Source organism: Methylocystis sp. L43, from assembly GCF_015709525.1.
Lineage (GTDB): Bacteria > Pseudomonadota > Alphaproteobacteria > Rhizobiales > Beijerinckiaceae > Methylocystis.
In genome coordinates this window covers 274897-290079 of sequence record NZ_JADNRA010000035.1, presented here as the reverse complement: position 1 = coordinate 290079, position 15183 = coordinate 274897, and the positions used below count along the sequence as shown (strand labels likewise).

Below are 15183 nucleotides of genomic sequence, written 5' to 3'. Positions count from 1 at the left end.
CGTGGCCAAACTTCATTATACGCGCCGCGCGCGCGAAGACCTTTTGGATATCTGGCTTTACATTGCCGCACGGAATAGCGATGCGCTTGCCGACGCAATCTATGACCGCATCGAGGAAAGCTGCGCGCATCTCGCACGGCATCCGCACATCGGACAGGCGCGCCCCGAGATTGCGCCGGACGCGCGGGTGTGGGTGATCGAGCGTTGGCTGGCGCTTTACCGTCTCACCGAATACGGCGCACAGATCGTGCGCATCATCGACGGTGCGCGCGATCTTGCCGCAATCGAATGGACGCCGGGAATAAAAGCGGCGCCGTATCTGGAAAGCAGGAGCCAGATCAGCTCGTTCGCGGACGCATGGCGGGCGCCCTCGCTAAAACTCCACCTTCGGCGGGGTTTCGACGGCCTTCTGCTGCGCTTCGTCCAACTCGAAATAGTCGAGCGGCTCGAAGCCGAAGCGCTGCGCAATCAGGAAACCGGGAAAGCCCTCGCGCGTGGCGTTGTATTCGGCGACGGTATTATTCAGGAAGCGCCGCGCCGCTGAAATCTTGTTTTCGATGTCAGACAGCTCGCTCTGCAATTGCTGGAAGTTCTGGTTCGCCTTCAGATCCGGATAGGCTTCCGACAGCGCGATCAGCCGCGAGAGCGCGCCGGTCAGCGCGCCCTCGGCCGCCCCTATCTGCGCCGGGCCTTGCGCGGTCACCGCGGCGTTACGCGCCTTGACCACGTCATCCAGCGTGCTTTTCTCATGGGTGGCGTAGCCCTTCACCGTCTCGACCAGATTGGGCACGAGGTCGTGGCGCTGCTTGAGCTGCACATTGACGTCGGAAAAGGCCTGCTTGCCGCGCTGGCGCAACGACACGAGGCCGTTGTAAACGCTGACCAGCCAGAAGGCGACGGCGGCGACGAGGCCTAGAAAAATCAGCAAAGACATGGCGCGCGCTCTCCAGGCGCCGCGCCGCTCCGCGCGGCGGCGAACATTTTTTGCCCTTGCATGTTAGCCGCCTTTGGCGCTTAGGCAAAGACGCGCCGCTCCCTTTCGATTTGACGGACGCGCCGGTCGCGCCTATCTCATGGAAACGCAAAGAGCCACGGCGAAAACACAATGGCCATTCTGCCGATCATCACCCTTCCGGATCCGCTGCTGCGAAAGATTTCCGAGCCTGTCGACTGTGTCGACGCGGAGGTGCGGCGTCTGCTCGACGACATGCTGGAGACCATGTACGAGGCGCCCGGCGTCGGCCTCGCGGCGATCCAGGTCGCCGTGGCCAAGCGCATCGTCGTCGTCGACACGGGCAAGACCGAGGAGACGCGCTCGCCGCTCTTCCTCATCAACCCGGAAATCATCTGGGCCTCTGAGGAATTAAGCATCTATCAGGAGGGCTGCCTGTCCGTGCCCGACTATTTCGAGGACGTGAAACGGCCGGCCCGGGTGCGCCTGCGCCATCTCGACCGGGACGGCGCGGTTCAGGAATTCGACGCCGAAGGGCTGCTCGCGACCGTGGTGCAGCACGAGTTGGACCATCTTGAAGGCGGTCTCTTCATCGACCATCTGTCGCGCTTAAAGCGCGAGCGCGTCGTCAAGAAGTTCAACAAGGCGGCGCGGCATGACGAGATCGCCGCCCAGCATCGCGCCGCCACGGAGCGTCAGTCGGAACAAGCCGGAGCCTGACGATTGCGCGACAGAATGCGCGTCGTCTTCATGGGCACGCCGGACTTCGCAGCCCGCCTGCTCAAGGAAATCATTTCTCGCGGTCATGAGATCGCGGCGGTCTACACGCAGCCGCCACGACCGGCCGGACGCGGCATGGCGGAGAAAAAGTCCGCCGTCCACCTCTTGGCGGAGAGCTTCGGCGTTCCTGTTTGCACGCCCAAAAGTCTGAAAAGCGCCGACGCGCAGGCGGATTTCGCCGCGCTTGACTCTGACGTCGCCGTCGTCGCCGCCTACGGTCTGCTGCTGCCTCAGCCAATTCTCGACGCGCCGCGATTCGGCTGCCTCAACCTGCATGGCTCGCTGCTGCCGCGTTGGCGCGGCGCCGCGCCGATACAGCGCGCGATCATGGCGGGCGACGCCGAGAGCGGCGTCATGGTGATGAAGGTGGAGGCGGGTCTCGACACCGGCCCCGTCGCCTTGACGGCGAAAACGCCGATCGGCGCCGAGATGACGGCGGGCGAGCTGCACGACCGGCTCGCGGAACTCGGCGCGCCGCTGATGGCCGACGCCCTCGATCTGCTCGCGAAAGGCGAACTGCGCTTCACGCCGCAGGCCGAAGACGGCGCCTGCTATGCGCAAAAGATCGAGAAGGCGGAAGCCCGGATCGATTGGCGCCGATCGGCGCAAGACCTTCATGATCTCGTGCGCGGCCTCTCGCCCTTTCCAGGCGCTTTTTTCGAAGCCGATCTCGGCCATGGCATGGAGCGTGTGAAGGTTTTGCGCACACGCGTGGAGGAGGGGAAGGGAGCGCCGGGCGCCGCGCTCGACGACGCCGGGCTCATCGCCTGCGGCGCGGGCGCGCTGCGTCTGCTGCGCGTGCAACGCGCCGGCAAGGGCGAGATGGAATTGGAAGAATTCGCGCGCGGCCGCAAGCTGACGCGCGGCGTGGCGTTGGTATGATGTTGATGCGCGACGTGCGCCTATCACCCTCCCCTCGAGGGGGAGGGGCGGCCCGCTATGCGGGCCGGGGTGGGGTGAACTCCACGTTCATTCGGCTATCACCCCCACCCGGGCGCCTTTGGCGCCCGACCTCCCCCCTCGAGGGGGAGGTGAGGTCGCGCCATGCGCGAGCGCATTGAATGCCCCGCTTCGCGCTGACGATCGAATATGACGGTGCGCCTTACGTCGGCTGGCAGCGGCAGGCGAATGGCGTTTCGGTGCAGCAACGCCTCGAGGAGGCGGTGGCCGCACTCAATGGCGGCGCGCGCGCCGTCGTTCACGGCGCGGGCCGCACCGACGCCGGCGTGCATGCGCTGGCGCAGATGGCGCATGTCGATCTTGCGCGCGACTGGCGCGTCGATCGGCTGCGCGACGCGATCAATGCGCATCTGAAGCCGGACCCGATCGCGGTGCTCGCCGCGCGCGCGGTCGGCGAGGAGTTCGAGGCGCGCTTTTCCGCCATTCGCCGCCATTATCTCTATGTCATCGACAATCGCCGCGCGCCGTTGGCGCTGAACCTCGGCCGCGCCTGGCACGTCAAGCGGCCACTCGATGCGAAAGCCATGCATGAAGCGGCGCAATCTCTCGTGGGCCGTCACGACTTTACGACTTTTCGCGCCTCGGAATGCCAGGCGAATTCGCCGATGCGCACGCTGGAGCGTCTCGACGTGCGCCGTGATGGCGCGCGCATCGAGATCGTCGCTTCGGCGCGCTCCTTCCTGCACAATCAGGTGCGCTCCATGGCCGGCTCGCTGGAGCATGTCGGCAGCGGCAAGTGGCGCGCTGAGGATGTTGCGCTGGCGCTTTTGGCGAAAGACCGTGCGCGCTGCGGACAGGTCGCGCCGCCGCACGGTCTTTACCTTGTTGCCGTCGATTATTAGCGATTTGCGCGAGGACGCCCGCTACTGCTTGTCGCCCGAGCCTCCCTGGTCGTCCGGCGTCGGTTTGCTCGCGTCCTGCTTCGGCGCCGGCGGCTTCGCCGGCTTCTTCGCTGCATGTTTCACGGCGCCGGGCGCGTTCGCGGATCTGTCTTCCTTGGCAAGCGCGCCGTGAATGGGAAGGAAGCTCGCCGATAGCACGGCAGCCAATATGCCGTTCACGCAGGGTCGCTGGTTCATCACTGGTTGGTCCCCTCGAAGTGAGAGCCCCCCGCCGAATCAACCGGCCCGCCCCGCAGGCATGAGGCCGGTCAACAGTGATGAACTTTGGTCGCAGCCACGCCTACGCTGCGGTGATTTCATGACCGAATTCGCGCAGTTAGCAGCAGTTTGACGAACTGGTTAATGAAGTCTTAAAAAAATTCCAGCGTTCATTCGCCGTCGGCTGCTTCCGTTTCCTCCGGTTTGACCGCCTCTCCCACAGAGACCTCGTTCTTGACCGGCAAAGAGGCGGGAAGTCTGACGGCTGGCCGCTGTGCGGTCGGAGTTTTCTCCTGCGCGAGCGCGCCGTGAAGGGGGATAACGCTGGCGGACAGCACCGCCGCGAGAATGCCGTTAACGCAGGGGCGACGATTGGTCATATGTCCTCGCTGTCAGGGCGCCGACTCAGCTGCCGCGCGGCCATAGAGCGTCAAAATAGTGGCGAGAAAGCGTCGAGCTTAGGTGGGCGGGCCTGGGCGCAGGTCAAGAGCCGCTGAACCAATTGTAGCCCTTATCCTCCCAGTAGCCGCCTGGGTAGTCATTCGTCACGAAGATCTCGCCGATGAATTTCGGGTTCTTGAATCCAAGTTTCGTCGGAAGGCGCAGGCGCAGCGGATAGCCGTATTTGGCGTCGGTGAAATCGAGCGCAAGCAGCGTTTGCGGATGCAGCGCGCTCGGCATGTCGATGCTTGAGTAATATTTGTCGGCGCATTTGAACCCCACGTAACGCGCCGTGAGGTCGGCGCCGATCCGCTCAAGAAAATGGCGGAAGGCGACGCCGCGCCATTGGCCAATCGCGCTCCAGCCCTCGACGCAGACGAGTCGCGTAATCTGGCTGGATTGCGGCAGCGCGCGCAAGTCGCCGAGGCTCCAGGGCCGTTTGTCGGCGATGAGGCCCGAGAGCTGCAGTCGATAGTTCTCGCCGTCGATGAGCGGAATATCCTTCTCTTCGTAATAGGCGTTGAAGGGGAAAGGCGTCGTGACGTCCGCCTCAGAATAGGTCGGCGCGAGCTTCGCGGGATCAAAAAGCGCCGCCTGGACGCGGTCATTAAAGCGCGACATGGCGAAAAGCAGCCGATCGACGGCGTCGTCGTCCTTCAATGTGCAGCCCGAAAGGAGCGAGAGCGCGCCAAGCGACAGGCCCTGCTTGAGAAAGAGACGGCGTTCAAGCCGCGCGATCTGCGGCCGAAAGGCGGAAAGACGTTCGCTGCGGGGCGGCTTCATCGCGGCGTCTCCGCCCGTCCGGTGAACATCGGCGCCAAAATGCCTTTGACGCTCACGGCGAGTCCGATGTGAACGACTAGGAAAGCGACGATCGTCGCCATCGCGAAGAAATGCACGCGACGCGCCGTCTCATAGCCGCCCATCAACGCCGTCAGCGTTTGAAGCTGCACAGGCTTCCAGATGGCGAGGCCCGAAAGAATGGCGACGATTACGGCGAGGATGACGCCAACGTAAAATACGCGCTGAGCGGCGTTGTAGCGGCCGGGCGCATGATCCAGGAGACCTCGCATCGCGAACAATACGTCGTCGAACGCGCCGCGGAGCGAGATCGGCATGAAGCTTCTTCGGAAGTGGCCCGAAACCAGGCCGTAAGCGAGATAAGCCAATCCGTTGAGCGCCAGGAGCCACATTGCGGCAAAATGCCAAGCGAGCGCGCCCGCGAGCCAACCACCCAAAGTGAAATCCTTAGGAAACTCGAAGCCAAAGAGCGGCGAGGCGTTGTAGATGCGCCAGCCGCTCAGCACCATGACGAAGATCGCGAAAGCGTTCACCCAATGCGTCACCCGAACGAAGAGCGGGTGAATCGTCCTCGGCTTATCGACGCCGCCAACCATGACGGTTTCTCCTCTTTGCGCCAACATATGGCTTGAAGCGTCGAAAACGAAGGCCTCGCAGGCGCGTTGACAGGCCGGTCGCCTTCGCCCATGAGGGCGAAGCTTTGATCAAAGGGAATATGGCGGCTCATGCGCGTCTTTGTGACCGGCACGGCAGGTTTCATCGGCTTCCACTTGGCGAAGCGCCTGTTAGAGGCCGGGCATCTGGTGGACGGCTACGACGGCATGACGCCCTATTACGATCCTCGGCTCAAGGAGGCGCGCCGCGCCATTCTGCTGCGCAGCAACGGCTATCGCGACACGATCGCGATGCTGGAGGACATGGAGGCGCTGACTCGCGCCGCCGAACAGGCCGCGCCGGACGTCATCATCCATCTCGCGGCGCAGGCGGGCGTGCGCTACTCGCTGCAAAATCCGCGCGCCTATGTCGACGCCAATCTCGTCGGCGCCTTCAACATGATGGAGATCGCGCGACTGCTGAAGCCGCGGCATTTTCTCTGGGCCTCGACAAGCTCGGTCTATGGCGCGAGCCCCACCGTGCCCTTCCATGAGAGCGATCGAACCGATTTCCCTTTGACCCTTTACGCCGCGACGAAGAAAGCCGGCGAAGCCATGGCGCATTCCTATGCGCATCTGTGGTCGATCCCGACGACGATGTTTCGCTTCTTCACCGTCTACGGCCCGTGGGGCCGACCGGACATGGCGCCGTTGAAGTTCGTCGACGCCATCGAGAACGACCGTGTCATCGACATCTATAATCATGGCGACATGTCGCGCGACTTCACCTATGTCGCAGACCTCGTCGAAGGCGTCGTGCGGTTGATCGACTGCGTTCCCCAGCGCGATTCAGGCGACGATAGCGTGTCGCCTGTGGCGCCGTATCGCGTCGTGAACATCGGGCGTGGCGCGCCGGTGCAGCTTCTCGACTTTATCGAGACGATCGAACGAGCGCTCGGCAAAAAGGCGAAACGCAATTATCTCGACATGCAGCCCGGAGACGTGCCGCGCACCTTCGCCAGCGCCGATCTCTTAGAGCGATTGACCGGCTATCGCCCGCATACGTCGCTTGAGGAAGGCGTCGCGGCGCTCGTCGAATGGTATCGCGACTATCGTCGCACTCACGGAGAACTGGCGTATTGAGAGGCGGCCGCTCGACGCCCTGCGTCGCGGCCTTCCTGTCGTAGCCGTCGGCGCCGCAGCGCGTCTGTTACTTCTTGTTGGCTGAGAGAAAGCTGTGCGCGGAGTCTTCGTCGAAGACCGGCGTGATGTGGTTGACGTTGAGGTCCGTCCAGGATTGGAAGAGCTTGCCGAGGTCGGCGATGTCGTTGGCTTCGACGATGCTCCAGCCCTCGAGCAGCGTGACGGAAAGCCAGTTTCCGACGACTTTCATACCCTTCGGGGCGGCGTCGCCGAATTTCTGAAAGCGCTTGAGAACCTCGTCGCGACGTTCGGGCGTCATCTCATAATAGATCGCGAACAACATCGGCGTTTCTCCCTGCGGATTGGAAAGCGAAGACGACTCAGAGCGCATTTTTAAGATTTGCGACTGGCCGCGCTCGAGGCTGCCTCAATTCGAAATTCCATACAAGGGCTCGGTCATTGCCGCGAGTCATTGCCTGTGCGGGCGCTTTCGCCCGCCGGCCGCATCGTCCCTGGGGGTGACGTCAGGAAAATTGCCCAAGTCCCTTCAGGCCACCGTCCTTCTCGGGCCGCTGCGGCGCCTGTCATATTGGCGCGTCTTCACCGATGGAAGAGAGCGCACCATGTCGCAGTTTAGCTTCAATGACGGCAATATTCCATGGAAGCGCCTTGAGGGAATCGATCATCTGCTGTTTTCGGTCCTCGATGTCGATGATCGAAACGTCCTCCATGTGCTGTTCAAGTTTTCAGCCAATCAGCGGATCGTGCTTCACCGACACTGCGCGCTCAACAAGACCTTCGTCATTCAGGGAGAACATCGGCTCTATCACGCGAACGGCGAACTCAAAGACGTCCGGCCGACGGGCAGTTACACCGTGAGCCCTCCCGCGGACGACCCTCATCGAGAAGGCGGCGGCGATCAGGACGTCGTCGTGTTGTTCACCATCTATGATCGTGAAGGCCCGCTCTATGAGATTCTCGACGACGATTCGAATATTGTCGCAACGCTCTCGACGGATGATTTCGTAAATTTTTACGATCGCAAAAAATAGGCGCGTCCAGCGGCGCTACGAGAGCCACGCCGGCACATGATCCTGCGCTATGAGCGCCGCGACGCTTGGACGGGGACGGATCACCGCGAAGCGGTCGCCGTCAACCAGGACTTCCGGGACGAGAGGCCTCGTGTTGTAGGCGCCTGACTGCACGGCGCCATAGGCGCCGGCGGTCAGCACGCAGAGCAATTCGCCGGCGCGCGGCTCCATGATCTCGCGTCCATGCGCAAGATAGTCGCCCGTCTCGCAGACAGGTCCGACGACGTCGGCGACGATCTTTTGCCGATCGGCGCTCTCGCGCACGGGGATAATGTCGTGCCACGCGTCGTAGAGCGTCGGACGGATGAGATCGTTCATGCCAGCGTCCACGATCACGAAGGTCTTGGCGTCGCCATGCTTCACGTAGATGACGCGCGTGACGAGTATGCCGGCGTTGCCGACGATGAGCCGTCCCGGCTCCAGCACCAGTCTGCAGCCCAGCCCGCCGAAATGCCGGCGCACGATCTCGGCGTATTTCTCGGGATGGTAGGACTGCGGGTCGTCGCCCTCGCGATAGGGAATTCCCAGCCCGCCGCCGAGATCGACATGCGAAATATTGTGCCCATCGGCGCGCAGGTCGCGCACGAGCTCGGCGAGCAGCGAAAAGGCTTCGTCGAAGGGCGCGAGGTCGGTGAGCTGGGAGCCGATATGCATATCGGCGCCGGCGAGCTCGATTCCCTTGAGCTTGGCGGCGAAGGCGTAGACCTCCCGCGCCCGCGATAGCGGCACGCCGAATTTGTTTTCGGCGAGGCCGGTGGAAATCTTCTTATGGGTGCGGGCGTCGACGTCCGGATTGACGCGCAGCGACACGCGCGCCGCGCGCCCGAGAGCGACCGCCGCTTGCGACAGAGCTTCGAGTTCGGGCTCGGACTCGACGTTGAAACAGAAAATTCCGGCGCCAAGCGCCGCCGCGATCTCCTCACGCGTTTTGCCGACGCCGGAAAAGGTGATTTTTTCAGGCGCGACGCCGGCGGCGAGCGCGCGCGCCAGCTCTCCGCCGGAGACCACGTCCATCCCCGCGCCCTCGCGCGCCAGGAGACGCAGCACGGCCTGATTGGAGTTGGCCTTCACGGCGTAGCAGACAAGCGCGTCGAGGCCGGCGAAGGCCTGCGAAAAAACCCGGTAGTGGCGCCGGATCGTCGCCGCCGAATAGCAATAGAAGGGCGTGCCCACCTCGTCGGCGAGCTTCGCCACGGCGACCTCCTCGGCGTGGAGCGCGCCGTTTCGATAGTCGAAAAGATGCATCGGCTTACAGCAGCGGGTCGAGCGGGAAGGGATATTGCGCCGGCGGGCGATTGCCGATGGTGCCCGGAATCGGCGGCGGCGGGACAGAGGTTTCAGCAGCGCCGGCCGCCGGCCGGGGCGCCCCCCGCGCCGCTCTCGCTTCCGCTTCCGCCCGCAGGATCGCTCCGCGCGCCTGCGTTTCTGGCGGCAGTTCCACGGGACCGCGCCGGCCGCAAGCGCCGAGGCTCGCGGCGACGAGCGCCAGCGCAAGAACCGCCAAGGGGCGGCGGGTGAGGAGCGGCAATGAAGGCGTCACGGCGATTCGTCCCAGGGGAGAGCCGGCGCACTATAGCGATGAAGCAAAAAAAGGCGAGGGCGCGGGCGTGGCGAAGATCGGCTTCTTTGCGGGCTTCGGGACAGTCCGGCGGCCGCCGCCCCAGTGAGGCGCGCCGCTCGGGTTACGTCAGGACCTCGCCAGTCGCCAAGCTTTGCTGTTCCAAGGGAACAAACAGAGCGGTTGGACGCCTGCCGCCAGTGGCCCCCAACTCGGCTGCGGTGGACGCGGCGCTCCAGAGAGCCAAATTAACCGAGAAAGCCCAAAAGCCGGGCCATTCATTGGCGCGCCTTTACGATTTGGCGTCTGCGTGTTTAGGTCGAGCATGGCCAGTTTTCAGCGACTATTCGTGGCTCTTGCCGCGGCTGTTTTCGTGACGGTGGCCCCCGCAGGCGCCGCGGTGCGCGTCCGCATCGACCTTGCCGCGCAAAGGCTCGAGGCGGTCACGCCGGAGGGCGAGACGGTCAGGTGGAGCATCTCCAGCGGCCGCCGAGGATATGAAACGCCGGCCGGGACTTACAGCGTCATGCGCATGGAGGCCGATCATCATTCCGACGAATATGATCAGGCGCCGATGCCCTACGCGATCTTCTTTTCGCCGCGCGGCCTCGCCATTCACGGGAGCTATGAGCGCGGTTTGGGCCGTCCGCTCTCCCACGGCTGCGTGCGGCTCGCGGTTCCCAACGCGCGGCAGCTCTTCGGTTGGGTTGAAAAGCACGGGGCGACGATCGAAATCACCGGCGGCGCCCGCCGCGCGGCCGGCCGCCAGGAGGCGGAGCGCCAGGAGGGCGGGCGCCAAGCGGCCGAGCGCCCACGCATGACGCGGCGACCGCGCCCTGCTTACGAAGAGCCATACTTCGGCTCCGGCATGGAGAGCTTCTCCCCTTACTAGGCGTGCCGGGTCCGCAGCGCCCGCCGTTGCATCTGAGCAACACTCTCGGATTGAATCGTAATGGAAGCTGCGGCGCGTTTGCGGGGCTTCTTATTAACGGGTAATGCTCGGATTTCTGGCGCTTGTTGTTGACGAGCAGAGTAGAGACATTGACGACATCCAAAACCCCCCTTCTCGACCGCATCGCCTCCCCCGAAGATCTGCGTAAGCTCCGTCCCAACGAGCTCAAGCAGGTCGCGGAGGATTTGCGGCGCGAGACGATCGACGCTGTCTCCGTGACCGGCGGCCATCTTGGCGCGGGCCTTGGCGTCGTCGAACTGACGGTCGCTCTGCATTATGTCTTCGACACGCCGCGGGACAAGGTGATCTGGGACGTCGGCCACCAGACCTATCCCCACAAGATCCTCACCGGCAGGCGCGACCGCATCCGCACGCTGCGCATGGGCGGCGGGCTGTCGGGTTTCACCAAGCGCGCCGAAAGCGAATATGACGCCTTCGGCGCCGGCCATTCCTCGACGTCGATCTCAGCGGGGCTCGGCATGGCCGTGGCGCGGGACCTCGCCGATGGCGACAATCACGTCGTCGCGGTGATCGGCGACAGCTCGATGTCGGCCGGCATGGCCTATGAGGCGTTGAACAACGCCGGGGCGCTGCACTCTCGCCTGATCGTCATTCTGAACGACAATGACATGTCGATCGCCCCGCCCACGGGCGCCATGTCCGCCTATCTCGCCCGCCTGGTTTCGGGCGGCGCCTACCGCTCGATCCGCGAGGCCGCCAAACAGCTCGCCAGCCATTTGCCGCGCTTCATCTACGACAAGGCCCGCAAAGCCGAGGAGTTCTCGCGCAGCTTCATTACCGGCGGCACGATGTTCGAGGAGCTCGGCTTCTATTATGTCGGGCCGATCGACGGCCACAACCTCGACCATCTGCTGCCCGTGCTCAAGAACGTCCGCGACAAGGACGACGGACCCGTCCTCGTTCACGTCGTCACGCAGAAGGGCAAGGGATTTGGGCCGGCGGAGGAATCGGCCGACAAATGCCACGCCGTCAACAAATTCGACGTCGCGACGGGCATCCAGATCAAGCCCAAGGCCAATGCGCCGACCTACACGAATATTTTCGCCAAGGCGCTGATCGCCGAAGCCGAACATGACGACAAGATCGTCGCCATCACCGCGGCGATGCCGTCCGGCACCGGCCTCGACATTTTCGGCAAGGCTTTCCCGCATCGCACCTTCGACGTGGCCATCGCCGAGCAGCACGCCGTCACCTTCGCGGCCGGCCTCGCCTGCGAGGGTTACAAGCCCTTCTGCGCGCTCTACTCGACCTTCCTGCAGCGCGGCTACGATCAGGTCGTTCACGATGTGGCGATCCAGAATCTGCCGGTGCGCTTCGCCATCGACCGCGCCGGGCTCGTCGGCGCGGACGGTCCGACCCACGCCGGCGCCTTCGATCTCGCCTATCTCGGCTGTCTGCCGGGATTCGTCATCATGGCGCCTTCCGACGAGGGCGAGTTGATGCATATGGTGGCGACGGCGGCCGCCTATGACGAGGGCCCGAGCGCGTTCCGCTATCCGCGCGGCGAGGGCCTGGGCGTCGACCTGCCGGAACGCGGCGACGTTCTCGAGATCGGCAAGGGCCGCATCCTGCGGGAAGGCTCCAAGGTCGCGATCCTCTCGCTCGGCACCCGGCTCGCGGATTCTCTGACGGCGGCGGCGGAGCTTGAAAGCTACGGCGTCTCGACCACCGTCGCCGACGCCCGCTTCGCCAAGCCTATCGATCGTGACCTGCTGCGTCGGCTCGCCGCCAATCACGAGGCGCTTATCGTCGTCGAAGAAGGATCTATCGGCGGTTTTGGCTCGCAGGTCTTTCAGGCGCTCTCCGAAGATGGGATGCTGGACGGCGTGCGCGGCGCGTTCAAATTCCGCAGCATGACCCTGCCCGACGCCTATATCGACCATGACAAGCATGAGTTGATGATCGCCAAGGCGATGCTCGACAGCAAGGCGATCGTCGGCAAGGCGCTGGAGCTCCTGGGCGACGAAAAGGCCGCGGCGCGAGTGATGATCGCCTAAGGCGCGTTCTCAAATCACCCCGATTGTCACTGTAGCGCGCCAACGCGGCGCGTCCGCCAGCGCTGAACTCGTCTCAGGTCGCTCGCCGGTCAGATCTCCCAAATAATGGTTATACCTTTAGAGGCAGTCCGCGAGTCCGCGGAGCCTCCCGCATGACTTACGAGCGCCCGTGCCTTGGGAATTCAGGGGTCGCGCCGTCGCCAAAAATTTATGCACGGTGTTTCAAGCGCTTACCGCGCAGCAAAGGCGCAGCAATTTGTGCCGTGAGGAAGTTTTTGTGCAGCAATTGCTGCGCAATATCCTGGATCATTGTTGGCTTTTTGAGATCGAACCGAGGGGCCGCAGAGCTCTTGCGACCATGCAAACCCATCAAATTGCGAAAACTGTTGCTTGTTGCGCATCGATTCGCTTTAGAATTCAATGCTGCATCATATAGCACCTGGCCGGCGCTCACTGCGACACTTGTCAGGAAGACAAGTGTGGGTAGCGAGATATCAATAGCTTATGACTAAGCATAAAACCGAAAAAATCGGCTGATTTGACAGGGTGCCGGAAAGACGAACACTACAAATGGCCCCCGGAAAAAATGCTTCACACAGCTTCTCTCAATGGAGGCTTGTGTGTTGGATTCCCAGACGATCAACGCAATCGCGGCCGCGTTTGCAGCGGCAACGCCGCTCCTGATTGAGCTACGGCGTCATTGGCTTCCTCGCTGGAGAAGATCTAGAAATCGAACGCGGCCTCGATCGCGAACCTCCGCCATAAAAAAGAAGTTGTCGGAGTAATGTTGTTTATCGCCTCCGCCGCCGATGCGCCCGCGACGCCCGGCGCCTATGCGCTGGCCTTGCGTCTCGACGCGCCGCTCGCTGTTTGGGCTGGAAAGTGGGAAGGCCTGCTTGCCGCCGGCGACTATCTCTATTGCGGCTCGGCGCGAGGCCCGGGCGGACTGCGGGCGCGACTGGCGCGGCACATGCGGCCGCAAAAGCGCGCCCACTGGCATGTCGACCAGCTTACCGCCGTAGCAAGTCTGCTCGGCGCCTTTGTCGAGGAACAGGGCGACGAATGCGCCCTAAACGCCGCGCTCGACGATCTGCCAATCCCGGTCGCCGGCTTCGGCAGTTCGGATTGCCGCCGCTGCGCCACGCATTTGCGATTCTGGCCGGAAGGCGCGGCCCTTCCTTCCCGGTGGGAAAATGCTAGGAAGGCGGCACGTTTTACCTAAGAGCGAGTCGCAGAGAGCGGCCGAACTCTCGCTAGAGGCGCGGGCGACCGATCCCGCGGCCAATCAGGCTTATGTCAAAAGACGAAATCAAAACCAAAGTTGAGGCGCGCGCGCCGCGCGGGCTCGCCGACCGCGAGGCGGGCGAACTCGCCGCCACGGGCCGGATGCTTAACGTCATCCGCGAGGTCTATGAGCTCTACGGCTTCGAAGCGCTCGAGACGCCGGCGATCGAATACACCGACGCGCTCGGCAAGTTCCTGCCCGATCAGGATCGGCCCAATGAGGGCGTCTTTTCCTTTCAGGACGACGACGAGCAATGGCTGTCGCTGCGCTATGACCTGACCGCGCCGCTGGCGCGCTTCGTCGCGCAGAATTTCGATCGCCTGCCAAAGCCCTATCGGTCCTATCGCGTCGGCCACGTCTACCGGAACGAGAAGCCGGGGCCAGGGCGGTTTCGTCAGTTCATGCAGTTCGACGCCGATACGGTCGGCTCCGCCTCGCCGGCCGCCGACGCCGAGATCTGCATGATGGCCGCGGACGCCATGGAGCGCTTAGGGATCGCGCGCGGCGACTACGTCATCAAGATCAACAGCCGCAAGGTGCTCGATGGCGTGATGCAGTCGATCGGCCTTTCCGGCGAGGAGAACGCGGGCCGCCGCCTCGTCGTGCTGCGCGCCATCGACAAGCTTGATCGGCTGGGCCCCGATGGCGTCCGGCAGTTGCTTGGCGAGGGCCGCAAGGACGAAAGCGGGGATTTCACCAAGGGCGCGGGGCTCCCACTGCCGGCGATCGACACGATTCTGTCCTTCAGCCTCGGGGGGCAATATCGGGATGGCGCGCCGGCCTTCGATCTCTTCGGCCTGCTCGGCAAGAGCGAAGTCGGCGCTCAGGGCGCCGAGGAGCTTCTGGAAATCGAGGATCTCGCGCGCGATGCGGGCTTTGGGCCGGATCGCATCCGCATCGACCCTTCCGTGGTGCGCGGCCTTGAATATTACACCGGCCCCGTTTTCGAGGCGGACCTCACCTTCGAGACCCGCGACGAGAAGGGAAATCCCGTGCGCTTCGGCTCGGTCGGCGGCGGGGGCCGTTACGACGGGCTGGTCGGGCGTTTCAGATCGGAAAATGCGCCGGCGACAGGCTTCTCGATCGGGGTCTCGAGGCTCTTCGCGGCCTTGAAGCTGATCGGCAGCCCGATCGTCTCGGCGCGTCCGCATGTCGGACCGGTGGTGGTGCTGGTGCTCGATCGCGACAGGCTCGCCGACTATCAGCGGATGGCGGCGCAGCTGCGGGGCGCCGGGATCGCCGCGGAAATCTATCTCGGCGCGGCCGGCATGAAGGCGCAGATGAAATACGCCGACCGGCGCAACAGCCCGCTTGCGATTATCCAGGGCTCCGACGAAAAAGCGCGCGGCGAGGTCACGATCAAGGATCTCGTCGCCGGCGCGAAGGCCGCCGCCAATATCGCCACCAACGAGCAATGGAAGGCGCTTCGCCCCGCCCAATACGCCGTGCCGGAAGCCGAACTGGTCGAAGAGGTCCAAAAGGCGCTCAAGGAACAAATTTAACCTGCGG

The 15183-nt window shown here is 63.7% G+C and carries 17 protein-coding genes and 1 pseudogene; 10 read left to right on the top strand and 8 right to left on the bottom strand.

What is annotated here, in order from left to right:
* Position 1: 1 nt before the first annotated feature.
* Positions 2 to 262, top strand: a pseudogene (locus IYX23_RS17665) (type II toxin-antitoxin system RelE/ParE family toxin); the annotation flags it as partial.
* A gap of 111 nt (positions 263 to 373) precedes the next feature.
* On the opposite strand, the gene IYX23_RS17660 reads toward IYX23_RS17665, so the two are convergent.
* On the bottom strand, positions 374 to 934 hold the full coding sequence (locus IYX23_RS17660) for a LemA family protein (protein ID WP_196394268.1): 561 nt from the start codon (positions 932 to 934) through the stop codon (positions 374 to 376).
* A gap of 171 nt (positions 935 to 1105) precedes the next feature.
* Between IYX23_RS17660 and def the strand changes: the two genes are divergently transcribed.
* From def to truA, 3 genes are all read left to right on the top strand, one after another.
* Positions 1106 to 1672, top strand: a complete 567-nt coding sequence (def, locus tag IYX23_RS17655; protein ID WP_196394267.1) for a peptide deformylase — start codon at positions 1106 to 1108, stop codon at positions 1670 to 1672.
* A gap of 15 nt (positions 1673 to 1687) precedes the next feature.
* Positions 1688 to 2614, top strand: coding sequence for a methionyl-tRNA formyltransferase (gene fmt / locus IYX23_RS17650; RefSeq protein ID WP_196394335.1), 927 nt, complete (start codon positions 1688 to 1690; stop codon positions 2612 to 2614).
* A gap of 179 nt (positions 2615 to 2793) precedes the next feature.
* A complete protein-coding gene (gene truA, locus IYX23_RS17645) occupies positions 2794 to 3534 on the top strand; it encodes a tRNA pseudouridine(38-40) synthase TruA (RefSeq protein WP_196394266.1) in 741 nt (246 codons plus the stop codon).
* 21 nt (positions 3535 to 3555) lie between these two features.
* Here the strand turns inward: truA and IYX23_RS17640 are convergent, their stop codons facing one another.
* From IYX23_RS17640 to IYX23_RS17625, 4 genes are all read right to left on the bottom strand, one after another.
* Entirely contained in the window at positions 3556 to 3771 is a 216-nt protein-coding gene (locus IYX23_RS17640; protein ID WP_196394265.1) for a hypothetical protein, read from the bottom strand.
* A 191-nt stretch (positions 3772 to 3962) separates the two neighbouring features.
* On the bottom strand, positions 3963 to 4172 hold the full coding sequence (locus IYX23_RS17635) for a hypothetical protein (RefSeq protein WP_175095040.1): 210 nt from the start codon (positions 4170 to 4172) through the stop codon (positions 3963 to 3965).
* Between the two features lie 103 nt (positions 4173 to 4275).
* Complete coding sequence (locus tag IYX23_RS17630; protein WP_196394264.1) at positions 4276 to 5016, bottom strand: molybdopterin-dependent oxidoreductase; 741 nt, start codon at positions 5014 to 5016, stop codon at positions 4276 to 4278.
* A complete protein-coding gene (locus IYX23_RS17625) occupies positions 5013 to 5630 on the bottom strand; it encodes a cytochrome b/b6 domain-containing protein (protein WP_196394263.1) in 618 nt (205 codons plus the stop codon). The genes IYX23_RS17630 and IYX23_RS17625 overlap by 4 nt, the downstream gene beginning before the upstream one ends.
* A gap of 129 nt (positions 5631 to 5759) precedes the next feature.
* On the opposite strand from IYX23_RS17625, the gene IYX23_RS17620 reads away from it, so the two are divergent.
* Positions 5760 to 6770 (top strand): GDP-mannose 4,6-dehydratase, encoded by a 1011-nt coding sequence (locus IYX23_RS17620; RefSeq protein ID WP_196394262.1) that lies wholly within the window; start codon positions 5760 to 5762, stop codon positions 6768 to 6770.
* A gap of 67 nt (positions 6771 to 6837) precedes the next feature.
* Here the strand turns inward: IYX23_RS17620 and IYX23_RS17615 are convergent, their stop codons facing one another.
* Complete coding sequence (locus IYX23_RS17615; RefSeq protein WP_124739391.1) at positions 6838 to 7113, bottom strand: DUF3303 family protein; 276 nt, start codon at positions 7111 to 7113, stop codon at positions 6838 to 6840.
* A 280-nt stretch (positions 7114 to 7393) separates the two neighbouring features.
* Between IYX23_RS17615 and IYX23_RS17610 the strand changes: the two genes are divergently transcribed.
* Positions 7394 to 7822 (top strand): regulator, encoded by a 429-nt coding sequence (locus IYX23_RS17610; RefSeq protein ID WP_196394261.1) that lies wholly within the window; start codon positions 7394 to 7396, stop codon positions 7820 to 7822.
* 15 nt (positions 7823 to 7837) lie between these two features.
* On the opposite strand, the gene lysA is transcribed toward IYX23_RS17610, so the two are convergent.
* Positions 7838 to 9106, bottom strand: a complete 1269-nt coding sequence (lysA, locus tag IYX23_RS17605) for a diaminopimelate decarboxylase (protein ID WP_196394260.1) — start codon at positions 9104 to 9106, stop codon at positions 7838 to 7840.
* 4 nt (positions 9107 to 9110) lie between these two features.
* Positions 9111 to 9401, bottom strand: coding sequence for a lipoprotein (locus IYX23_RS17600; protein ID WP_196394259.1), 291 nt, complete (start codon positions 9399 to 9401; stop codon positions 9111 to 9113).
* Positions 9402 to 9792: 391 nt separating this feature from the next.
* Between IYX23_RS17600 and IYX23_RS17595 the strand changes: the two genes are divergently transcribed.
* The 4 genes from IYX23_RS17595 to hisS all read left to right on the top strand — a co-directional run bounded on the left by IYX23_RS17595 (position 9793) and on the right by hisS (position 15176).
* Entirely contained in the window at positions 9793 to 10311 is a 519-nt protein-coding gene (locus IYX23_RS17595; protein WP_348643685.1) for a L,D-transpeptidase, read from the top strand.
* 149 nt (positions 10312 to 10460) lie between these two features.
* Positions 10461 to 12389, top strand: coding sequence for a 1-deoxy-D-xylulose-5-phosphate synthase (dxs, locus tag IYX23_RS17590; protein WP_196394257.1), 1929 nt, complete (start codon positions 10461 to 10463; stop codon positions 12387 to 12389).
* Positions 12390 to 13173: 784 nt separating this feature from the next.
* Positions 13174 to 13611 (top strand): GIY-YIG nuclease family protein, encoded by a 438-nt coding sequence (locus tag IYX23_RS17585; RefSeq protein ID WP_196394256.1) that lies wholly within the window; start codon positions 13174 to 13176, stop codon positions 13609 to 13611.
* Positions 13612 to 13682: 71 nt separating this feature from the next.
* Positions 13683 to 15176, top strand: a complete 1494-nt coding sequence (gene hisS / locus IYX23_RS17580) for a histidine--tRNA ligase (protein WP_196394255.1) — start codon at positions 13683 to 13685, stop codon at positions 15174 to 15176.
* Positions 15177 to 15183: the final 7 nt, after the last annotated feature.